General features: G+C 65.3%; 19 protein-coding genes and 1 pseudogene. 12 read left to right on the top strand and 8 right to left on the bottom strand.

The genetic code is table 11. The features are described from left to right. The first annotated feature begins 92 nt into the window (after nt 1–92). The gene (gene trmB / locus DDT93_RS25770; RefSeq protein WP_109468802.1) at nt 93–794 is read left to right on the top strand and encodes a tRNA (guanine(46)-N(7))-methyltransferase TrmB; all 702 of its coding nucleotides are present in this window, start codon (nt 93–95) and stop codon (nt 792–794) included. On the opposite strand, the gene DDT93_RS25765 is transcribed toward trmB, so the two are convergent. Beyond that, the gene (locus tag DDT93_RS25765) at nt 795–1,640 is read right to left on the bottom strand and encodes a hypothetical protein (RefSeq protein ID WP_109468801.1); all 846 of its coding nucleotides are present in this window, start codon (nt 1,638–1,640) and stop codon (nt 795–797) included. A gap of 244 nt (nt 1,641–1,884) precedes the next feature. Between DDT93_RS25765 and aroA the strand changes: the two genes are divergently transcribed. The 4 genes from aroA (at nt 1,885) to DDT93_RS25745 (ending at nt 5,178) form a co-directional block, all read left to right on the top strand. Then, a complete protein-coding gene (aroA, locus tag DDT93_RS25760; RefSeq protein ID WP_109468800.1) occupies nt 1,885–3,237 on the top strand; it encodes a 3-phosphoshikimate 1-carboxyvinyltransferase in 1,353 nt (450 codons plus the stop codon). Beyond that, nucleotides 3,234–3,737: a hypothetical protein gene (locus DDT93_RS25755; protein ID WP_109468799.1), complete on the top strand. Its 504-nt coding sequence runs from the start codon at nt 3,234–3,236 to the stop codon at nt 3,735–3,737. The genes aroA and DDT93_RS25755 overlap by 4 nt, the downstream gene beginning before the upstream one ends. Then, nucleotides 3,734–4,348, top strand: a complete 615-nt coding sequence (locus DDT93_RS25750) for a (d)CMP kinase (protein ID WP_109468798.1) — start codon at nt 3,734–3,736, stop codon at nt 4,346–4,348. Before DDT93_RS25755 ends, DDT93_RS25750 begins: the two co-directional genes overlap by 4 nt. A 200-nt stretch (nt 4,349–4,548) precedes the next feature. Continuing rightward, entirely contained in the window at nt 4,549–5,178 is a 630-nt protein-coding gene (locus DDT93_RS25745; protein WP_269800960.1) for a nitroreductase family protein, read from the top strand. A 2-nt stretch (nt 5,179–5,180) separates the two neighbouring features. On the opposite strand, the gene DDT93_RS25740 is transcribed toward DDT93_RS25745, so the two are convergent. Then, nucleotides 5,181–5,879, bottom strand: coding sequence for a ZIP family metal transporter (locus DDT93_RS25740; protein WP_109468797.1), 699 nt, complete (start codon nt 5,877–5,879; stop codon nt 5,181–5,183). Nucleotides 5,880–6,132: 253 nt separating this feature from the next. Between DDT93_RS25740 and rpsA the strand changes: the two are divergent. The 6 genes and pseudogenes from rpsA to trpB all read left to right on the top strand — a co-directional run. After that, nucleotides 6,133–7,827: pseudogene (gene rpsA / locus DDT93_RS25735) on the top strand (30S ribosomal protein S1); the annotation flags it as partial. A 465-nt stretch (nt 7,828–8,292) separates the two neighbouring features. Beyond that, complete coding sequence (gene ihfB, locus DDT93_RS25730) at nt 8,293–8,574, top strand: integration host factor subunit beta (RefSeq protein ID WP_109468819.1); 282 nt, start codon at nt 8,293–8,295, stop codon at nt 8,572–8,574. 7 nt (nt 8,575–8,581) lie between these two features. Continuing rightward, on the top strand, nt 8,582–8,923 hold the full coding sequence (locus DDT93_RS25725; protein ID WP_109468795.1) for a lipopolysaccharide assembly protein LapA domain-containing protein: 342 nt from the start codon (nt 8,582–8,584) through the stop codon (nt 8,921–8,923). A 46-nt stretch (nt 8,924–8,969) separates the two neighbouring features. Continuing rightward, nucleotides 8,970–9,605 carry a phosphoribosylanthranilate isomerase gene (locus DDT93_RS25720; RefSeq protein ID WP_109468794.1) on the top strand — a complete coding sequence of 212 codons (636 nt, stop codon included), beginning with the start codon at nt 8,970–8,972 and terminating at the stop codon, nt 9,603–9,605. Nucleotides 9,606–9,672: 67 nt separating this feature from the next. Further along, the gene (locus tag DDT93_RS25715; RefSeq protein WP_109468793.1) at nt 9,673–10,047 is read left to right on the top strand and encodes an antibiotic biosynthesis monooxygenase family protein; all 375 of its coding nucleotides are present in this window, start codon (nt 9,673–9,675) and stop codon (nt 10,045–10,047) included. Nucleotides 10,048–10,073: 26 nt separating this feature from the next. Beyond that, nucleotides 10,074–11,303: a tryptophan synthase subunit beta gene (gene trpB / locus DDT93_RS25710; protein WP_109468792.1), complete on the top strand. Its 1,230-nt coding sequence runs from the start codon at nt 10,074–10,076 to the stop codon at nt 11,301–11,303. Between the two features lie 70 nt (nt 11,304–11,373). On the opposite strand, the gene DDT93_RS25705 is transcribed toward trpB, so the two are convergent. Further along, the gene (locus DDT93_RS25705) at nt 11,374–12,684 is read right to left on the bottom strand and encodes a sulfatase-like hydrolase/transferase (RefSeq protein WP_109468791.1); all 1,311 of its coding nucleotides are present in this window, start codon (nt 12,682–12,684) and stop codon (nt 11,374–11,376) included. A gap of 94 nt (nt 12,685–12,778) precedes the next feature. Next, nucleotides 12,779–13,099, bottom strand: coding sequence for an antibiotic biosynthesis monooxygenase family protein (locus DDT93_RS25700; RefSeq protein WP_109468790.1), 321 nt, complete (start codon nt 13,097–13,099; stop codon nt 12,779–12,781). A 191-nt stretch (nt 13,100–13,290) separates the two neighbouring features. Between DDT93_RS25700 and DDT93_RS25695 the strand changes: the two genes are divergently transcribed. Then, nucleotides 13,291–14,181, top strand: coding sequence for a hypothetical protein (locus tag DDT93_RS25695; protein ID WP_109468789.1), 891 nt, complete (start codon nt 13,291–13,293; stop codon nt 14,179–14,181). A 1-nt stretch (nt 14,182) separates the two neighbouring features. On the opposite strand, the gene DDT93_RS25690 is transcribed toward DDT93_RS25695, so the two are convergent. The 4 genes from DDT93_RS25690 to pth form a co-directional block, all read right to left on the bottom strand. Continuing rightward, nucleotides 14,183–14,560 (bottom strand): DUF2237 family protein, encoded by a 378-nt coding sequence (locus DDT93_RS25690; protein ID WP_109468788.1) that lies wholly within the window; start codon nt 14,558–14,560, stop codon nt 14,183–14,185. Nucleotides 14,561–14,606: 46 nt separating this feature from the next. Beyond that, entirely contained in the window at nt 14,607–15,764 is a 1,158-nt protein-coding gene (locus DDT93_RS25685) for a serine hydrolase domain-containing protein (RefSeq protein ID WP_109468787.1), read from the bottom strand. Nucleotides 15,765–15,838: 74 nt separating this feature from the next. After that, nucleotides 15,839–16,867, bottom strand: a complete 1,029-nt coding sequence (locus tag DDT93_RS25680; RefSeq protein WP_109468786.1) for a DUF2332 domain-containing protein — start codon at nt 16,865–16,867, stop codon at nt 15,839–15,841. Continuing rightward, nucleotides 16,864–17,568: an aminoacyl-tRNA hydrolase gene (gene pth, locus DDT93_RS25675; protein ID WP_109468785.1), complete on the bottom strand. Its 705-nt coding sequence runs from the start codon at nt 17,566–17,568 to the stop codon at nt 16,864–16,866. Before pth ends, DDT93_RS25680 begins: the two co-directional genes overlap by 4 nt. Nucleotides 17,569–17,611 lie beyond the last annotated feature (43 nt).

The raw sequence follows: 17,611 nt of genomic DNA, 5'->3' as shown, positions 1-17,611 counted from the left end.
ACTCTTCCCAAGACTCTTCGAAGAGTTTTGGTCGGGCGGCGGGGGATCTCCCGGCTTGCGTCGTGTTGAGAGGGCGGCTAGAGCGTCCCGCCATGACCGAGACCGATCGCCCGCACCGCAACTTCTATGGCCGCATCAGGGGCAAGACCCTGAAGCAGAGCCAGAAGGCCTACCTCGACGAAGACCTCGCTGCGCTCTCTCCGGGCGCGGTGGAATGGGACGTGAACCCCGAGCGCACGCCGCTGGATCTCGATGCGCTGTTCGGGGGCAAGCCGGTCTGGCTGGAGGTCGGTTTCGGCGGTGGCGAGCACCTTGTCCATCAGGCCGTGAACAACCGCGATACCGGGATCATCGGGGCCGAGCCCTACATCAACGGCGTCGCCATGCTGCTGGGCAAGATCCGGCGCGCGGGGGTCGAGAACCTCGCCGTGCATCCCGGGGATGTGCGCGACCTGTTCGACGTGCTGCCGGAGCAGAGCATCTCGCGCGCCTTCCTGCTCTATCCCGATCCATGGCCCAAGACGCGGCACCACCGTCGGCGCTTTGTCACGCAGGAACACCTCGAGCCGCTGGCGCGGGTGCTTAAGCCCGGGTCCATCTTCCGCGTGGCGACGGACATTCCCGACTACGTGCGCCAGACGCTGGAAGAGGTGCCGCAGGCGGGGTTCGAATGGCTGGCCGAACGGCCCGCCGACTGGCGCGAGCCCTGGGACGACTGGCTGTCGACGCGGTACGAGCAGAAGGCCCTACGCGAGGGCCGGGTGCCGCATTACCTGACCTTCCGGCGGCTCTGATCAGGGCGCCATTGCCGCTTGCGGCGTGGTGTCGTTCAACCATGGGATCAGGCGCCCCTTGATCAGCCACGCTAGGCCAAAGGCCCAGAGCGCCGCCGTCTCGAAGTAGAAGGTCATGTGGTTGCGGTTCCAAGCCGCGACGACCTCGTCCGAGGCCACCAGCCCCACCCATCCCAGCACGGCGACACAAAACAGGATCACGATCCCGCAGATGCTGTAGACCACGTTCCGGCGCCGCTTGGTGTCGATCAGTTGGCCGTCGCGGATGTGCCGCTCGGGGATGATGCGCTTCATCACGAAGAGGCAGTAGATCCCGAGGTAGATGAACAGCGCACCGGCCGCGAAGGAATGGAAGTGCTCCACCTTCTCGAACAGCTGGAAGTAGTCCCTGTTCTTCACCATGGCCACGGTGGCCGGATCGCCGGGCGTGTATTCGACGAAGACGCGTGAGAGGAAGGCGGCGGTGTTGCCGCAACCGACGCCCGTGGTGGGGAAGATCGCGATGCAGATCGCGCCGAGCCCGGCGATGAGGGAGCCGACATCCTCCAGCCAGTGTTCGCCCGTGTAGGCGATCAGGAAGCCGCCGATGAAGACGAGCATGCCCACGAAGAGCGTTCCGAGGAACTGGGCGTAGTAATAGTGGCTGATGCTCTGGCGGAAGCAGGTGTTGCCGTAGAAGGTCCCGATCATCATGACGATCGGCAGTCCGAAGGCGACGCAGCCGACGAGGATGGCAAGGCGGCGCTGTATCTTCTTCTCGTTCGAGATGGCGAGGGCCGGGGTCGGGTCCGGGGGCTGAAAATAGGTGGTCGTGCCCGAGGCAAGGGCAGATGCAATCTGGTTCATGTGCCAGGTCCGATTTTGTGAAAATTTGCTGATTCAATTGAGGATAATCCTATCACACAACCTGTGATTGAGCGATTCTTTCCGCTCCGGGGCGTGCTAGGGCACTGGCTCACTGGGGATGCCCGGGCCCGCGTCTAACCGGGCCACTAGCGCATACCGCGCTGGTGGGGCGCGGCCTTTCGGCGCTGGATCCTTCGGGGCCATTTGGCTAAGTCATCGAGAGGCATCACCAAGGGGGCTCTGCATGTCCGGACACGGCACACCCATTCCCATGACTTCCACGCTTTCGGGGCCGCTTTCGGGCCGCGCCGAGGTACCGGGGGACAAGTCCATTTCGCACCGGTCGCTGATCCTCGGCGCCATGGCGGTGGGCGAGACCCGGATCAGCGGGCTGCTGGAAGGCGAGGATGTGATCGACACCGCGAAGGCGATGCGCGCCTTTGGTGCCGAGGTCACGGACCACGGTGGCGGCGAGTGGAGTGTGTACGGTGTCGGCGTCGGCGGATTTGCCGAGCCGGACCAGGTGATCGACTGCGGCAACTCGGGTACGGGCGTGCGGTTGATCATGGGCGCGATGGCCACCTCTCCGATCTCGGCGACCTTTACCGGGGATGCGAGCCTCAACAAGCGGCCGATGGCGCGGGTGACCGATCCGCTGGCCCTGTTCGGGACCCGGTCGGTCGGCCGGTCGGGCGGGCGTCTACCGATGACCATCGTGGGCGCGGCCGATCCGGTGCCGGTGCGCTACGTGGTGCCGGTGCCCTCGGCGCAGGTGAAGTCGGCGGTGCTGCTTGCCGGGCTGAACGCGCCGGGCAAGACCGTGGTGATCGAGAAGGAAGCGACGCGCGACCATACTGAGCGGATGCTGCGCGGCTTCGGGGCGGAGCTGACGGTCGAGGAGACCGAGGAGGGTCGGGTCATCACCCTGACCGGCCGACCCGAACTTAAACCCCAGACCATCGCCGTGCCGCGCGATCCGTCGAGCGCGGCCTTCCCGGTCTGCGCGGCGCTGATCGTGCCGGGGTCGGACGTGCTGGTGCCGGGCATCGGGCTGAACCCGACGCGCTCTGGGCTTTTTACCACGCTGCGCGAGATGGGCGCCGACCTGACCTATGAGAACGAGCGCGAAGAGGGTGGCGAACCGGTCGCCGACCTGCGGGCGCGCTATTCGCCCGACATGAAGGGCATCGAGGTGCCGCCCGAGCGCGCGGCGAGCATGATCGACGAGTACCCGATCCTGTCGGTCGTTGCGGCCAATGCCACCGGCACGACAATGATGACCGGGGTCAAGGAACTGCGGGTCAAGGAAAGCGACCGGATCGACGCGATGGCGGTCGGCCTGCGCGCCTGCGGGGTCGAGGTGGACGAAGGCGACGACTGGTGGTCGGTCGAGGGCGTCGGCGCGGGTAATGTTGCCGGTGGCGCGACCTGCGCGAGCCATCTGGATCACCGTATCGCCATGTCCTTCCTCGTCATGGGCATGGCCGCCCAGAAGCCGGTTTCGGTGGACGACGGCTCGCCCATCGCGACCTCCTTCCCGGTGTTCGAGCCGCTGATGGCGTCGCTGGGGGCAAGCCTGCGGCGCGACAACGCATGACGCTCCCGGTGCTGCGGCGGTTCTTCGGGCAGGCCGCGGCACTGATCCTTGCGGCGATGATCCTGGTGAACCAGGTCAAGATCGCTCCGGAGTCGGGGGAAGGGCTGCTGCCGCAGTCCAACATCTTTGGCTATACCGATGCCAGCCTGTCGGAACTGGCGCTGCGGCTGGACGCGCTCTACCCGACCTACCGCGCGAACATCGTTTTCATGGACAGCCTGTTCATCCTGTCCTTTGCCCTGTTCACGGCGCTGATGCTGTGGCGCGTGTGGCCGCGGCTCGGCGTGATTCTGGGCCTGCTCTATGCAGCCATCGACATGTCCGAAAATCGGCTGATCCTGACGCAGACGGACAAGCCCTTTGCGCCGGATGGCTGGCAGCCCGCGCTGCCGGTGGACACCGCGCCGAGCCTTGCCTATTGGTTCACCTTGGCCAAGTTTGCGGTACTTGTATCGTGCCTTGTCCTTGTGGTTGTTGCCCGCCGGAAAGAGAGAGCATGAAGTTCACCGTTGCAATCGATGGTCCCGCTGCCGCCGGGAAAGGAACGATTTCAAAGGCGGTCGCCGCGCATTTCGGCTTTGCCCATCTGGACACCGGCCTGCTGTATCGTGCGGTCGGCGCCAAGGTACTGGGCGGCGCGAACGCGGTCGATGCCGCCGAGATGCTGATGCCTGCCGATCTCGAGGCCGGGAACCTGCGGACGGCCGAGGTCGCCGAAGCGGCGAGCAAGGTCGCGGCTATCCCCGAGGTGCGGCGCGCGCTGGTGGAGTTTCAGCAGAGCTTTGCCCGCCGTTCGGGCGGCGCGGTGCTGGACGGACGTGACATCGGCACGGTGATCTGCCCCGAGGCCGAGGTGAAGCTCTTCGTGACCGCGACCCCGGAGGTCCGGGCGCAGCGGCGGCTGCTGGAACTGCAGGCGTCGGGGTCGGAGACGACCTTTGACGAGGTGCTGGCCGACGTGCTGGCCCGCGACGCGCGCGATGCGGGCCGTGCCGATGCGCCGATGAAGGTGGCGGAAGATGCCGTGCTGATAGACACCAGCGAGATGGAGATCGCGGACGCCGTGGACGCCGCGCTGGCCGAAGTGGAACGCCGGCGCGATCTGGCCTGACCCCCGTTGCATCACCTGTGCGGGCGGGGCTCTTCGCCTGTGCATGGATGATCCGAACCCTCTCTTTTGCCCAAGGCTTGCTCATGACACATGGGCATTCGTGAACTCTTCGAGTTTTTTTTGCCGTGCGCACTTGAACCGAACCGTTCAGTTCCATAGCTCCGCATCACAAACATTCCTGTGACTGGAAGGATAGATTCGTGCTCGACCACCTGAACTGGCGCTACGCCACCAAGAAAATGGACCCGTCCAAGACGGTTTCGGAGGACAAGATCGCCAAGATCGTCGAGGCCGTCAGCCTCGCGCCCACGTCGAGCGGGCTGCAGCCGTTCGAGCTGCTGGTGATCCGCAACAAGGAACTGCGCGCCAAGCTGCAGGCGGCGGCCAACGATCAGGCGCAGATTACCGAAGGGTCGCACCTGCTGGTTTTCGCGGCATGGGACAACTACACCGATGACCGCATCGAGGAGATCGTGGACCTCTCCGCCGCCGAGCGCGGTGGCCGTTCGGAACTGCTGGAAGGCTACTATGCACGGCTGAAGGGCATGTACCTGCCGCGTCCGGCCGAGGTGAACTTCAACCACGCCGCGCGTCAGGCCTATATTGCCTTCGGGTTCGCCATCGCGGCCGCAGCCGAACTCGAGGTGGACAGCACCCCGATGGAAGGCTTCGACGCCGCTGCCTTTGACGAGATCCTCGGGCTGAAGGAAAAGGGCCTGCGCTCGGTCGTGATCCTGCCGCTCGGCTATCGGGACGAGACCGGCGACTGGCTGGTGAACCTCAAGAAGGTGCGCAAGCCGCTCGACAGCTTCGTGACCGAGATCAACTGAGCCTAGCTGCCCAGTTCCGACAGGACGAGGGCAATAGAGAGGCCGATGGCGATGGCCAGTCCGCTCCATTGTGCCTCGATCCTGTAGGCCTTGGGAAAGACCTCGGTCGCCAGCGAGGCAAGGACCGCTCCGGCGGCCACGCACTTGATGGCGGCGAGGATCGGCTCCGGCGCGTCGCTGAGGCCGAGATTGCCAAGAAGGGCCGCCGCCGCCAGCAGGACGGCGACGGCCGACCAGAGGGCCAGGGTCGCCGCTCGGCTCTTGCCATCGTCGATCATCTGCTTGGCGCCGCCCGCCGCCTCGGGGAGGTTGGACAGGAAGATCGACCCGGCCAGCGCGGCGACCGCCAGCGCATCGGCACCGATCAGCGCGCTGCCGAGAGCCAGGTTCTCGGGAATGCCGTCGAGCGTTACCGCCAGCATCAGGCCCGCGCCGCCGCTGGAGCGCAGCCGGTGCTCGACTTGGTAGTCGAGCAGGGCGAAGAGCCCGGCCCCCAGCAAAACCATCACGATGACGAGCCCGAGACGGAGCGGCCCGACCGAAGGGCGGATGAGTTCATCCATGATGGAGACGATCAGCGCCCCGCCGGCCAGCGCTACAATGAAGCCCTCGGTCTTCTTGTTCAGGTTCAGACATGCGCCCCAGACCGCGCCGAAGACCAGCGCGACCGCGGTGACAGCTATGACGAGCGCGACGATCATTCAGCTAAACGGGGCAGATCGGTTCGGGTTCCGTCCCTGCCTGCGCCCGGGGCCGGTGGTGGCGCAAAAGCCTTGCTATGCTGGCCGCGATCGCCTATATGGCGCCCTGTCGACAAGGTGGGAAACACCGCAGGGCATTGAGATGAGCAGGGTCGGAACGCTCCGGCCCTCTTTGTTTTGCGGTACCGCTGACCAACGAAACCCCTAAAGACCGGCGGAGACAACCGCACGGCCAGCAAAAACCGAAGAAAAGGAACTCATAGAGCACATGGCTCAAAACACATCGATGGAGGAATTCGAAGCCCTCCTGAACGAAAGCTTCGAAATCGACACCCCGGAAGAGGGCAGTGTCGTCAAAGGCAAGGTCATCGCGATCGAAGCGGGCCAGGCCATTATCGACGTAGGCTACAAGATGGAAGGCCGCGTCGAACTCAAAGAATTCGCAAATCCCGGCGAACAGCCCGACATCTCGGTCGGTGACGAGGTCGAAGTCTTCCTCCGTCAGGTCGAGAACGCCCGTGGCGAAGCCGTCATCTCGCGCGAGATGGCACGCCGTGAAGAAGCATGGGATCGTCTGGAAAAAGCATACGCCAGCGAAGAGCGCGTCGAAGGCGCCATCTTCGGTCGCGTCAAGGGCGGCTTCACTGTCGACCTCGGCGGCGCAGTTGCCTTCCTTCCCGGTTCGCAGGTTGACGTGCGCCCCGTGCGCGACGCCGGCCCGCTGATGGGTCTGAAGCAGCCGTTCCAGATCCTCAAGATGGACCGTCGCCGTGGCAACATCGTTGTCTCGCGCCGCGCGATCCTCGAAGAGTCGCGTGCCGAGCAACGCGCTGAAGTCATCGGCAACCTGACCGAAGGCCAGGCTGTTGACGGCGTCGTCAAGAACATCACCGAGTACGGCGCATTCGTCGACCTGGGCGGTGTGGACGGCCTGCTGCACGTCACCGACATGGCATGGCGCCGTGTGAACCACCCGTCCGAGATCCTGTCGATCGGCGAGACCGTCAAGGTCCAGGTCATCAAGATCAACAAGGACACCCACCGTATCAGCCTCGGCATGAAGCAGCTGCAGGAAGATCCGTGGGATCTGGTTGGCGCCAAGTTCCCGCTGGGCTCCGTCCACGCTGGCCGCGTGACGAACATCACCGACTACGGTGCATTCGTCGAGCTGGAGCCGGGCGTCGAAGGTCTGGTCCACGTGTCGGAAATGTCCTGGACCAAGAAGAACGTCCACCCGGGCAAGATCGTGTCGACCTCGCAGGAAGTCGACGTCATGGTTCTCGAGATCGATCCCGCGAAGCGTCGCGTTTCGCTCGGCCTCAAGCAGACCATGCGCAACCCGTGGGAAGTCTTCTCGGAAACTCACCCCGAGGGCACCGAGGTCGAAGGCGAAGTCAAGAACATCACCGAATTCGGTCTGTTCATCGGCCTCGACGGCGACATCGACGGCATGGTTCACCTGTCCGACCTGTCCTGGGACGAGCGTGGCGAGGATGCCATCCAGAACTACCGCAAGGGCGACATCGTCCAGGCTGTGGTTTCCGAAGTGGACGTCGAGAAGGAGCGCATTTCGCTCTCCATCAAGGCGCTGGGCGGTGACAAGTTCGCCGAAGCCGTTGGCGGCGTGAAGCGCGGTTCGGTGATCACCGTGACCGTGACCGCGATCGAAGACGGCGGCATCGAAGTGGAATACGAAGGCATGAAGTCCTTCATCCGCCGCTCCGACCTGTCGCGTGACCGTGCCGAACAGCGCCCCGAGCGCTTCTCGGTTGGTGACCACGTCGATGTCCGCGTCACCAACGTCGACAGCAAGACCCGCCGTCTGGGCCTGTCGATCAAGGCACGCGAGATCGCAGAAGAGAAGGAAGCCGTCGAACAGTACGGTTCCTCCGACTCCGGCGCGTCGCTGGGCGACATCCTCGGTGCAGCCCTGAAGGGCGACAACTGAGGCTGACAGCCTTCTGAATTAGGGAAGCCCCGCGGTCGCAAGGCCGCGGGGCTTTTCTTTTGGGGGTGGGGGTTTCTTGTTCTGCAGAACCAAAAGCGCGAGCCGAGGGCCGTCCCGTCGTTTTGGCAGAACCGCCGATGAAGCGGTGAACTGGAGGCCCGGATGGCGCGTGAGAATCAAGCGCAGCCTTGCCGGTTTGCCGGATGCGATGGCCTGTCGAAGCGTGCTCTAAAGACCAGTCAGCGGCACGAATCACGCGGGCCGGAAGTGCCACAGGTTGGCTGAAATAGCATCAAAGCGCGCGACAATGTCTCTGGTCTGGGGAGAGTTCCGGCGGTTATCAGCCACCACCAGCGGAAAATTCCGTGAATAATCCGATAGTTCTGGTTTTGGGGGCCTGACAGTGTAACTATACTCGCTAAGTGATCAGACGGAACAACAACGATGCCTTGGGAGGGGCACACCATGATCCGGTCAGAACTGATACAGAAAATTGCTGATGAGAATCCGCATCTCTACCAACGAGATGTCGAGCGGATCGTGAATACCGTCTTTGAAGAGGTCACCGGCGCGATGGCGCGGGGAGACCGCGTTGAGTTGCGCGGCTTCGGCGCGTTTTCGGTCAAGAAGCGGGATTCCCGCGTGGGTCGGAACCCGCGCACGGGCGAGACCGTTCATGTGGAAGAGAAGTATGTTCCCTTCTTCAAGACCGGCAAACTGCTGCGGGACCGCCTGAACGGAAAGTAAGCTTGTGATGCGTTACATTCGCTATGCCATCCTGGCGCTGATCGCGATCGTGTTGATCTCGGTCTCGCTGGCCAACCGTGACGTCGTGACCCTGCGGCTGGTCCCGGAAGCCCTGGCGGGCCTGCTGGGGGTGACATGGGCCATTTCGCTGCCCCTGTTCATCGTCGTTCTCGGCGGCGTGGCGCTGGGCCTGATCGTCGGGTTCATCTGGGAATGGCTGCGCGAGCACAAGCATCGCCGCGAGGTGAGCACCAAGACCCGCGAGCTCGACAAGCTCGAACGCGAGGTCAAGCATCTCAAGCGCGGATCGCGCGAAGAGAAGGACGAGGTCCTGGCGCTGCTGGACTGACGGCGGGCGCTTTTCCTTTATGCGCTTTGGGCGTAAGGGAAGGGTCATGCAGACGCGCGTCAAATATTGCGGGCTGACCCGCCCCGAGGATATCGAAGCCGCCGCAGCGGCGAATGCGGCCTATGTCGGGTTTGTCTTCTTTCCTCCCTCGCCCCGCGCCCTGACGGTCGAGGCTGCCGCACCGCTGGCGCTGCTGGTGCCGCAGGGGATCGCGAAGGTCGCGCTGACCGTGGATGCGGACAACGCGCTGCTGGACCGGATCACCGATGGCGTCGCGCTCGACATGCTACAGCTTCATGGCAAGGAAAGCCCCGAGCGCGTCCGCGAAGTGAAGGAGCGCTATGGCCTTCCGGTGATGAAGGCGGTGGGCGTCGCCGACGAGGCGGACCTCGAGACCCTCGAACGCTATCTCAAGGTTGCCGATCAGATCCTCCTTGATGCCAAGGCGCCGAAGGGCGCGGAACTGCCGGGCGGGAACGGGCTGGCGTTTGACTGGCGGCTGATCGCCGGACGCCGCTGGCCGGTGCCCTGGATGCTCGCGGGCGGGCTGACCCCCGACAACGTGGCAGAGGCCATCCGGCTGACGGGTGCGCGGCAGGTCGATGTCTCGACCGGGATCGAGCGGGAGCGCGGTGTGAAGGATGCCGGGCTGATCGCGGCCTTTGGGGCTGCGGCCGCCTGAACCGGGACATCGTTGATCCACGGGGAACGCCAGCGCGTATCCCCAGCATCAACGAGGATTTCCCATCATGCCGATTGCCGTCATCGGCGGTCTCAGGGTTCGTGCAGCCTGGGCCGCACCGGAATTCGCGTTCCGATCCTTTCTTGCGCTGAGGCAGGCCCGACGCGCACAAGGGTGCCTTGGAGCGCAGGTGTTTCCCGGTCCGGAGGGCTTCTTCTCGCTGACGCTCTGGGACTCGGCTGCGGCGATGAAGAGCTACGCGACGACTGGCGCGCACGGACGTCTGCAGCGGCGGGCCCCGGTCATCGCGGAGGTGTTCCGGTTCCACCATTTTCCCGCGGAGGTCATGCCGGAATCGGCGGAGGCGCGGGCGCGCTGGTCCGCGGCGCAGCACGGGCTGCAGGGTGAAAACGGCATGGATCTTCCCGGGCGGGGCGCGTAAAGCTAACCCGTTCCAAGGAGGAAGAGATGCCTGACGATCTGATCAATTCCTACAAGACCGGCCCGGACGAAAATGGCCGGTTCGGCGATTTCGGTGGCCGGTTCGTCTCGGAAACCCTGATGCCGCTGATCCTGCGGCTGGAAGCGGAATACGAGAAGGCCAAGACCGACCAGAGCTTCTGGGACGAGATGGACGATCTCTGGACCCATTACGTGGGCCGCCCGTCGCCTCTGTATCACGCCGAGCGTCTGAGCGAGCACCTTGGCGGTGCCAAGATTTACATGAAGCGCGACGAGCTGAACCACACCGGCGCGCACAAGATCAACAACGTGCTGGGCCAGATCATCCTTGCCCGCCGCATGGGCAAGACCCGGATCATCGCCGAGACCGGCGCGGGCCAGCATGGTGTGGCGACCGCGACGGTCTGTGCCAAGTTCGGGCTGAAGTGCGTCGTCTACATGGGCGCGCATGACGTGGAGCGGCAGAAGCCCAACGTGTTCCGCATGCGCCTGCTGGGTGCCGAGGTGGTCCCGGTGACCTCTGGCCGTGGGACGCTGAAGGACGCGATGAACGATGCGCTGCGCGACTGGGTGACCAACGTGCGCGACACCTTCTACTGCATCGGCACCGTGGCGGGGCCGCACCCGTACCCGGCGATGGTTCGCGATTTTCAGGCCATCATCGGCAAGGAAGTGCGCTGGCAGCTGGCCGAGCAGGAAGGCGAGGGCCGTCTGCCCGATACCGTGGTCGCGGCCATCGGCGGCGGGTCGAACGCGATGGGCCTGTTCTTCCCCTTCCTCGACGATCCGGAGGTCAAGATCATCGGCGTCGAAGCTGGCGGCAAGGGCGTGAACGAGAAGATGGAGCACTGCGCCTCGCTGACCGGCGGGCGCCCGGGCGTGCTGCACGGGAACCGCACCTATCTGCTGCAGGACGACGACGGGCAAATCCTCGAAGGGTTCTCGATCTCGGCGGGCCTCGACTATCCGGGCATCGGGCCGGAGCATGCATGGCTGCACGACATCGGTCGCGCCGAGTATGTCTCGATCACCGACAAGGAGGCGCTGGGGGCGTTCCAGCTGTCCTGCGCGCTGGAAGGGATCATCCCGGCGCTGGAGCCCAGCCATGCGCTGGCCCATGTCATGAAGATCGCGCCCGATCTGCCCAAGGACCATATCATCGTGATGAACATGTGCGGCCGGGGCGACAAGGATATCTTCGCCGTGGCGCAGCACCTCGGCTTTGACATGGCCTGAACTGCGCGTTCACCCTGATCGGCTATCGGAAAGGCGGGCTCTCGGGCCCGCCTTTTTTCTTGCGCGGGCCTCAGGCGTAGGCGGGCGCGCCGTAGTCGGCGCAGCAGGCGCGGTGGGCGGCGGCCATCCCGGCGTATGCCGGATGATCTGGGCCCAGCAGCTTTTGCTGCCACCAGTCCGCCTCGATATCGTAGAGCTCGGTACTGCCGTCGCGGTAGCGGATGAAGCGGTAGCGTCCCTTCCGGATGGCGGAGCCGATGGGGTTGAAGGTGGGGACGGCGCGTTCGGGGTCAGCCTCTCCGCCTTCGACGACCGGGCGCAGGGAGCCGCCTGCACACTGCTCCATCGCGCCGAGGCCGAGGGTGTCGAGGATGGTGGGCCCGACGTCGAGCAGCGCGACCGGGTCGTTGACCACTCTGGGTGTGGGGCGCTCGGGGTCGTGGATGATGAAGGGCACAAGCGCGGACTGTTCCCAGAGGGTCGACTTGCCGAAGCGGCTGCGCTCTCCGAGGTGGTGGCCGTGGTCGGTCAGGATCACGACCATCGTGTTGTCGGCGTAGGGCGAGGCCTTGAGCGCATCCCAGACGGTGCCGAGGTGGTGGTCGCCGTGGCTGACCGCCGAGAAGTAGTTGCGCACGCTCTTCTTCCACTTGCGCGCGTTGTCGAGGCCGAAGTTCTTGCGCACGGTGACGTCGGAGAAGGCGCAATTCTGGAAGCCCTCGGACCAGGACGCGGGCATCTGGAAGGCGCTGACCGGGTACATTTCCTTGAACCGGTGAGGCGTGATGAAGGGGCTGTGCGGGCTGTAGAAGCCGACCTCGCGGTAGAAGGGGGCGCTGCCGTCGTAGGAGCCGATGAAATCGACGAAGGAGGCCGCCGACTGGGCGTCGTGATAATAGCCGTCGTCCTTGGGGTCGGTGGTGGATATACCGCCGCCATTGCCGCCGCTGCGGCTCTGCTCGAATTCCTCCCGCAGCTTGGTGTCGATGCGAAAGCCCTTGCGGTGATCGGAGTAGAGCACCTCGTGGATCTCTTCCTGCAACGGCTTGAAGCCGTGGTGGACCTTGCCACCGGAGGAACAGAAGTAACCGGCGGACTTGAGCCGGTAGGGCCACATCTCGCGCGGGGGGACGGCTTCGAAAACCGAGGTGTCGTTGTCGAAAACGCGGGTCTGATGCGGCGTGCGCCCCGACATGAAACTGGCGCGCGAGGGGCCGCAGAGCGGGGATTGGCAGTAGGCCGCGTGAAAGGCGGTGGATTCGGCGCAGATGCGGTCGAGGTTCGGGGTCTGCAGTTCCGCGCCGAAGATCGTCTTGTAGTGCCAGAACGAGAAGGCGTCGTCGAAGCTGATCAGGAGTACGTTTTTCTGGGGCTTCGGCATTCGCGTCTCTCGGTCACGGGCTCGGTCGGGAAACTCTAGCAAGGCGCGCGGCGGACGCAATGCGCCGCCGCGCGTGACCGGGCGGGATCGCCGGTCATGCCTCGTGGATGACGGTCTCGAAGCCTTCGAACTGCGGCGGCCCGGCGAGCGCCTCGCGGGTGCCGCTGTTGCCGGCGTCCTTGTGGGCGGCGCGGAAATGCTCGGACTTGGTCCAGTTCTCGAAGGCCTCGGCGCTCTCCCAGATCACGTGGCTGGAGTAGAGGCGATACCCCTCGCCCTCGGGCCCCTTGAGAAGGCGGAATTCCTGAAACCCCGGAACTTCCTTGAGGTGGGACTCGCGCGATCTCCAGATGGATTCGAACAGGTCTTCCTTGCCGGGCAGAATCTTGAAGCGGTTCATAGCGATATAGCTCATGGCCATTCCTTTGCTGGATGTTCGGGCTGGCTGCTGCGGCACGGGGTGTCGGCGCTGGCTTCGGTACCGGGCGTAGCACCCGTGCCTGCGAACGGTCAATGCGACGCCGTGCGCGGGGGGCCGCATTGGCGTCTTGATCCGTGCTGCACGGGGCTTAAAGTCGCCCGCAGGGGCCGGAGGAAGGAACGGATATGACAAGGGCATTCTGGGCGATCTGGTCGGTCATCATCGCGGCGGTTCTTGCCGGTCCGGTCCGGGCGGAGGGGCCCGAGGATACCGTCAGCTGGATCTACACCTCGCTGGCCGCGCTGGGTCCGGCCGAGACCAAGGGGCTTGCCTACCTGTCGGCCCCGGCGAACCGGTCGCAGTACCTGTCGCAGCGGATGGTCGCCTTCTACGACGCCAACGACACCTATTCCGAGTTCCAGATGCTGGCCTGCGTCGACTATGCCTTCGACGTGCCGGGCAATGATTTCAACGCCAACGAGATTGCCCAGAGCCTCACCGTGACCTCGACCGGCGACAATCAGGCCCGCAGCGTGACCGCATCGTTCCGAAACTTCGGGGCGCTTTACCGGGTCACCTATGACTTCATCGCCGAGGACGGCTACTGGAAGATCGACGACATCACCGGGCCTGGCTACCGGGTCTCGCAGATCGACTGCAAGGCCAAGACCGCGCTGGAGGCCGAGATCGCCCAGTCCGCCGAGAAGGAAAGCCAGGGCGCGGCCTATCCCGGCGAGGCCGCGCGCTATTGCTACATGACGGGCGGAGACACCCTGCAACTGGACGTCGCGGCGGACGGGCGTGCCCAGTTCGACGTGGAGAGCGTGCAGGGCAACGGGCATTTCTGCATGGCGCGCGGCGAGGCGCGCTGGACCGGGGTGGGCTGGGTCTATGAAGAGACGCTGGACGGCGGCCCCTGCCGGCTGGAGTTCCTCATCACCGCGACGCAGGGCGTGCGCCTGACCGATGCCGACTGGTCCTGCAAGCCGTCGCTCTGCGGGGCGCGCGCGGCGCTGGACGGGCTGACCTTTGACCGCGCATCGCAGGTTGACTGCGTGCAGATGCCTGCGCGCTAGATCAGTCCGCCTCGACCGCGTGGGCTTCGAGCACTTCGAGCGGCACGATCTCGAGCGCGCGGCGGTGCGTGGCGGCGAGGTTGACGCGCGGGCCGCAGCCCTCGTCTGCCGCCTGCAGGAACCGGCCGGCGCAGAGGCACCACTGGTCGCCCGCCCTGAGCCCCTTGAACCGGAACTCGGGGCGCGGGGTCGACAGGTCGTTGCCGACATACTTGGAATAGGCGAGGAATTCGTCCGTCATCACCGCGCAGACGGTGTGGCTGCCCTGATCCTCGGTGCAGGTGTTGCAGTGGCCGTCCCGGAAGAAGCCGGTGACGGGGTCGAATGAGCAGGGCGTCAGGGCCTCGCCCAGTACGTTGATCTTCTCGTCCGGCTCCATTGTGGCCCTCGTCCTTCCTGTCCTTGTCCGGCAGTGGCCGGGGCGGTCAGAGGCGTCCGGCGATCCTGCGCATCATCTCAATGTTGGCGTCGTTCACGCCGGGTTCGCGAAAACCGAGATCGGCGGCGGTGACCACGATTACCACGTCCCGGCTCTGGTCAATGTATATGTATTGGCCGTAAATGCCACGCCCCAGAACTTCGCCCTCGTGGGCCCCGACGGGAATCCACCACTGGTAGCCATAGCCGATATGACCCGGCTCGGTCGGGGCAGATGGCGCGATGGATTCGGCCAGCCAGTCGGCGGGCACCACCTGCTGTCCGCCGTAATCACCCTTTTGCGCGACCATCTGGCCGAAACGGGCGTAGTCGCGGGTTGTCAGGTTCAGTCCGCCCAGCACGAAGGCCACGCCCGCGCCGTCGGTCAGGTAGTAGCCCGGTTGCTCCATGCCGAGCGGTGCAATGATCTTCTCGACCAGCAGTTCGGGTACCGGGCGGCCAGTGGCGCCCCGGATCACCATGCCGATGACGTGGGTGTCGATCGAGACATATTGCCATTCCGTCCCGGGTTCGGTGAAACGCTCGTGCAGGCTGGCGGCGAAATCGTCGAGCCTGCCGCCGAGCGCGATGACACGGCCCATCCGGTTGATGTCGGAGTTGTAGTCCAGGTAGTCCTCGTCGAAGGTCACGCCGCTGGCCATGTTCAGGACATTGCGGATGCTGGCCCCGTCATAGGCACTGCCGGTCAGCGAGGGCGCGTAGCGGGTGACCGGGTCGTCAAGGGATGCGATGGCGCCCTCGGATACCAGAACGCCGAAGAGGGCGGAGAGGTAGCTCTTGGCGAGGGACCAGGAGATGCGCAGGTCTTGCGGGCCGGTATCGAGGAAGTAGTTCTCGTAGCGGATTTGCCCGTCCTTCATGACCAGAAGCGAGGTCAGGGCGCGGTCGCGGATCCAGCTCTCGGCGTCGTCGGGCAGGGTCATGTCCTTGCCCTTGGGCAGCGTGCTGACGGGCCCGGCGCCGCGGGGCAGGGGGGTGGTCAGGAACATGGTGTCCATGTGCGAGAAGTTCGCGACGATCCGGTCCTCGGAGAACAGGGAATTGACCGACCAGAGGCGCAAGAGCTGCTCGCGGTTCAGAAACCCGACCACGAGAATTGCAAGCACCGCCATTAGGATGACGCGCCGGGTCCATTGCCAGAACATTCAGGTGGCTCCTCCCACTGTTCGCCGGTGTCACCATTGCAGGTGTCGAGGGCGGCGGGCAAGTCAGCCGTGGTTCAGTCGACCAGCCATTTGACCCAGCGGCCGTGGAAATCGACCCGGGCCAGCGTGACGGTCAGGTTGTCCGGCCAGAGGCGCAGGGTCAGCGCGGCGCCGTCGCCATTGCCGTCGGCTTCCATCCCGAGCCAGGCGAGGGGCCGGTCGGTCGTGGCCCGTGCCCCGGCCTCTTCGATCAGCGCGGTGCCGACCTGCTGACGCTCGGCCGGGAAGTATTGCCAGGCGATGGTGTGGTAGATCAGGTGCAGCGTGCCTGCGGGCTGGGTTGCGAGCCGTCGTTCCAGCCAGCTGATCGCGTCGCCCGCCTCGGGTCGGACGGTCTGGACCGCGATGGCGGCGCGGGTCAGTTCGGCCCGGTGCGGCTGGTCGGGCCAGAGATAGGCGAAGAGGCGGAGCACCTGTTCCGGGTCGCGCATGTCGAGCGGTTTCAGGTCCACGCCCGCGCGGTCGTTCACCCGGACACCGGCGTCGGCGGGGAAGGGGCCGCTCCAGTCCGGTTGCAGAACAAGGGCGGGGTCCCTGGGGCCCAGCGATCCGGCGGGGGTATCGAGGGCAAAGGAATCCCACATGAGGTTGAGCCCGGCGCTGGCGCCGAGTTCGGAGGTCATGAAGGGCAGCGAGTGGCGCGCCGCGATCCAGTGGGCCGCCGGGATCAGCGCCGAGGAGCGGCGCACCTCGTTGGTCTGGGGCGGCGATTTCATCCAGTCGAGGACGAAGGCCTGGTGTGTGTCGATCGCGGCAAGCACGGTGCGGATCAGAACATCGTCTGCAGTCTCGTTCGGAGGGTAGACAGCGGCGAGTGCGGGCGCCCGCCCGGTCAGGACGAGGGCATGCAGGGCCCCGGCAAGGCGCAGCGGCAGAGAGGCGCCGGAGGGGCCGAGATCGCCCACCCAGTCGTCGCAGCTGCGGCCCAGTACGCTGTCGGAGGACCAGTTGTCGGCCAGCAGGGTCAGCAGGCGCGCCATGAACGGCGACCCGAGACCGGCACAGGCGCGGGCCTGTGCGCGCATGGCGGCGGCCATCCTCATTTGAAGCGGTCCAGCAGCTTCTGCATGGGCGAACGGCTGTCTTCCGCCTCTTCCGCCGGTTTGGGGGCGGGGGCAGGGCTGGCCGGAGCCCGGGCCTTGTCGGGCGCGGGTGCGGGAGATTTGGACGAGCGCGGCGGGGCGGTGCGCAGGGCGACCACGTTCTGGAACTTGCCGCTGTCTCCGGCGGCGAGGTGATCGGCGCCATCGGAGAGGCCCCGCAGCACGTCGTCGAGCCACTCTTCGTCGGCCTTGGCGAAGTCGTGCAGCACGTAGCCCGCCACGAGCTCCTTGCGGCCCGGATGGCCAACGCCGAGGCGGACGCGGGCATAGTCGGGGCCGATGTGCTGGTGGATCGAGCGCAGACCGTTGTGGCCGGCATGGCCGCCGCCCTGCTTGACCCGCACCTTGGCCGGGGCGAGGTCGAGTTCGTCGTGGAACACGATCACGTCGGCTGGTTCGAGCTTGTAGAAGCGCATGGCTTCACCGACCGACTGGCCCGAGAGGTTCATGAAGGTCGCGGGCTTGAGCAGGATCGCCTTGTCGCCCCCGAGGCGCCCCTCGGCGATCTCCCCCTGGAACTTCGCCTTCCACGGACCAAAGCCGTGATCCCCGGCGATCCGGTCCACTGCCATGAAGCCGATGTTGTGACGGTTCCGGGCGTATTTGCTGCCGGGATTTCCGAGGCCCACAATCAGTTTCATGGAAAAAACTCCGATAGGTCAGTCAAACTGGTCTTTCATGCCC

It is taken from the genome of Albibacillus kandeliae, assembly GCF_003116585.1.
Classification (GTDB): Bacteria; Pseudomonadota; Alphaproteobacteria; order Rhodobacterales; family Rhodobacteraceae; genus Albibacillus; species Albibacillus kandeliae.
This window is presented reverse-complemented; position numbering and strand designations above follow the sequence as displayed.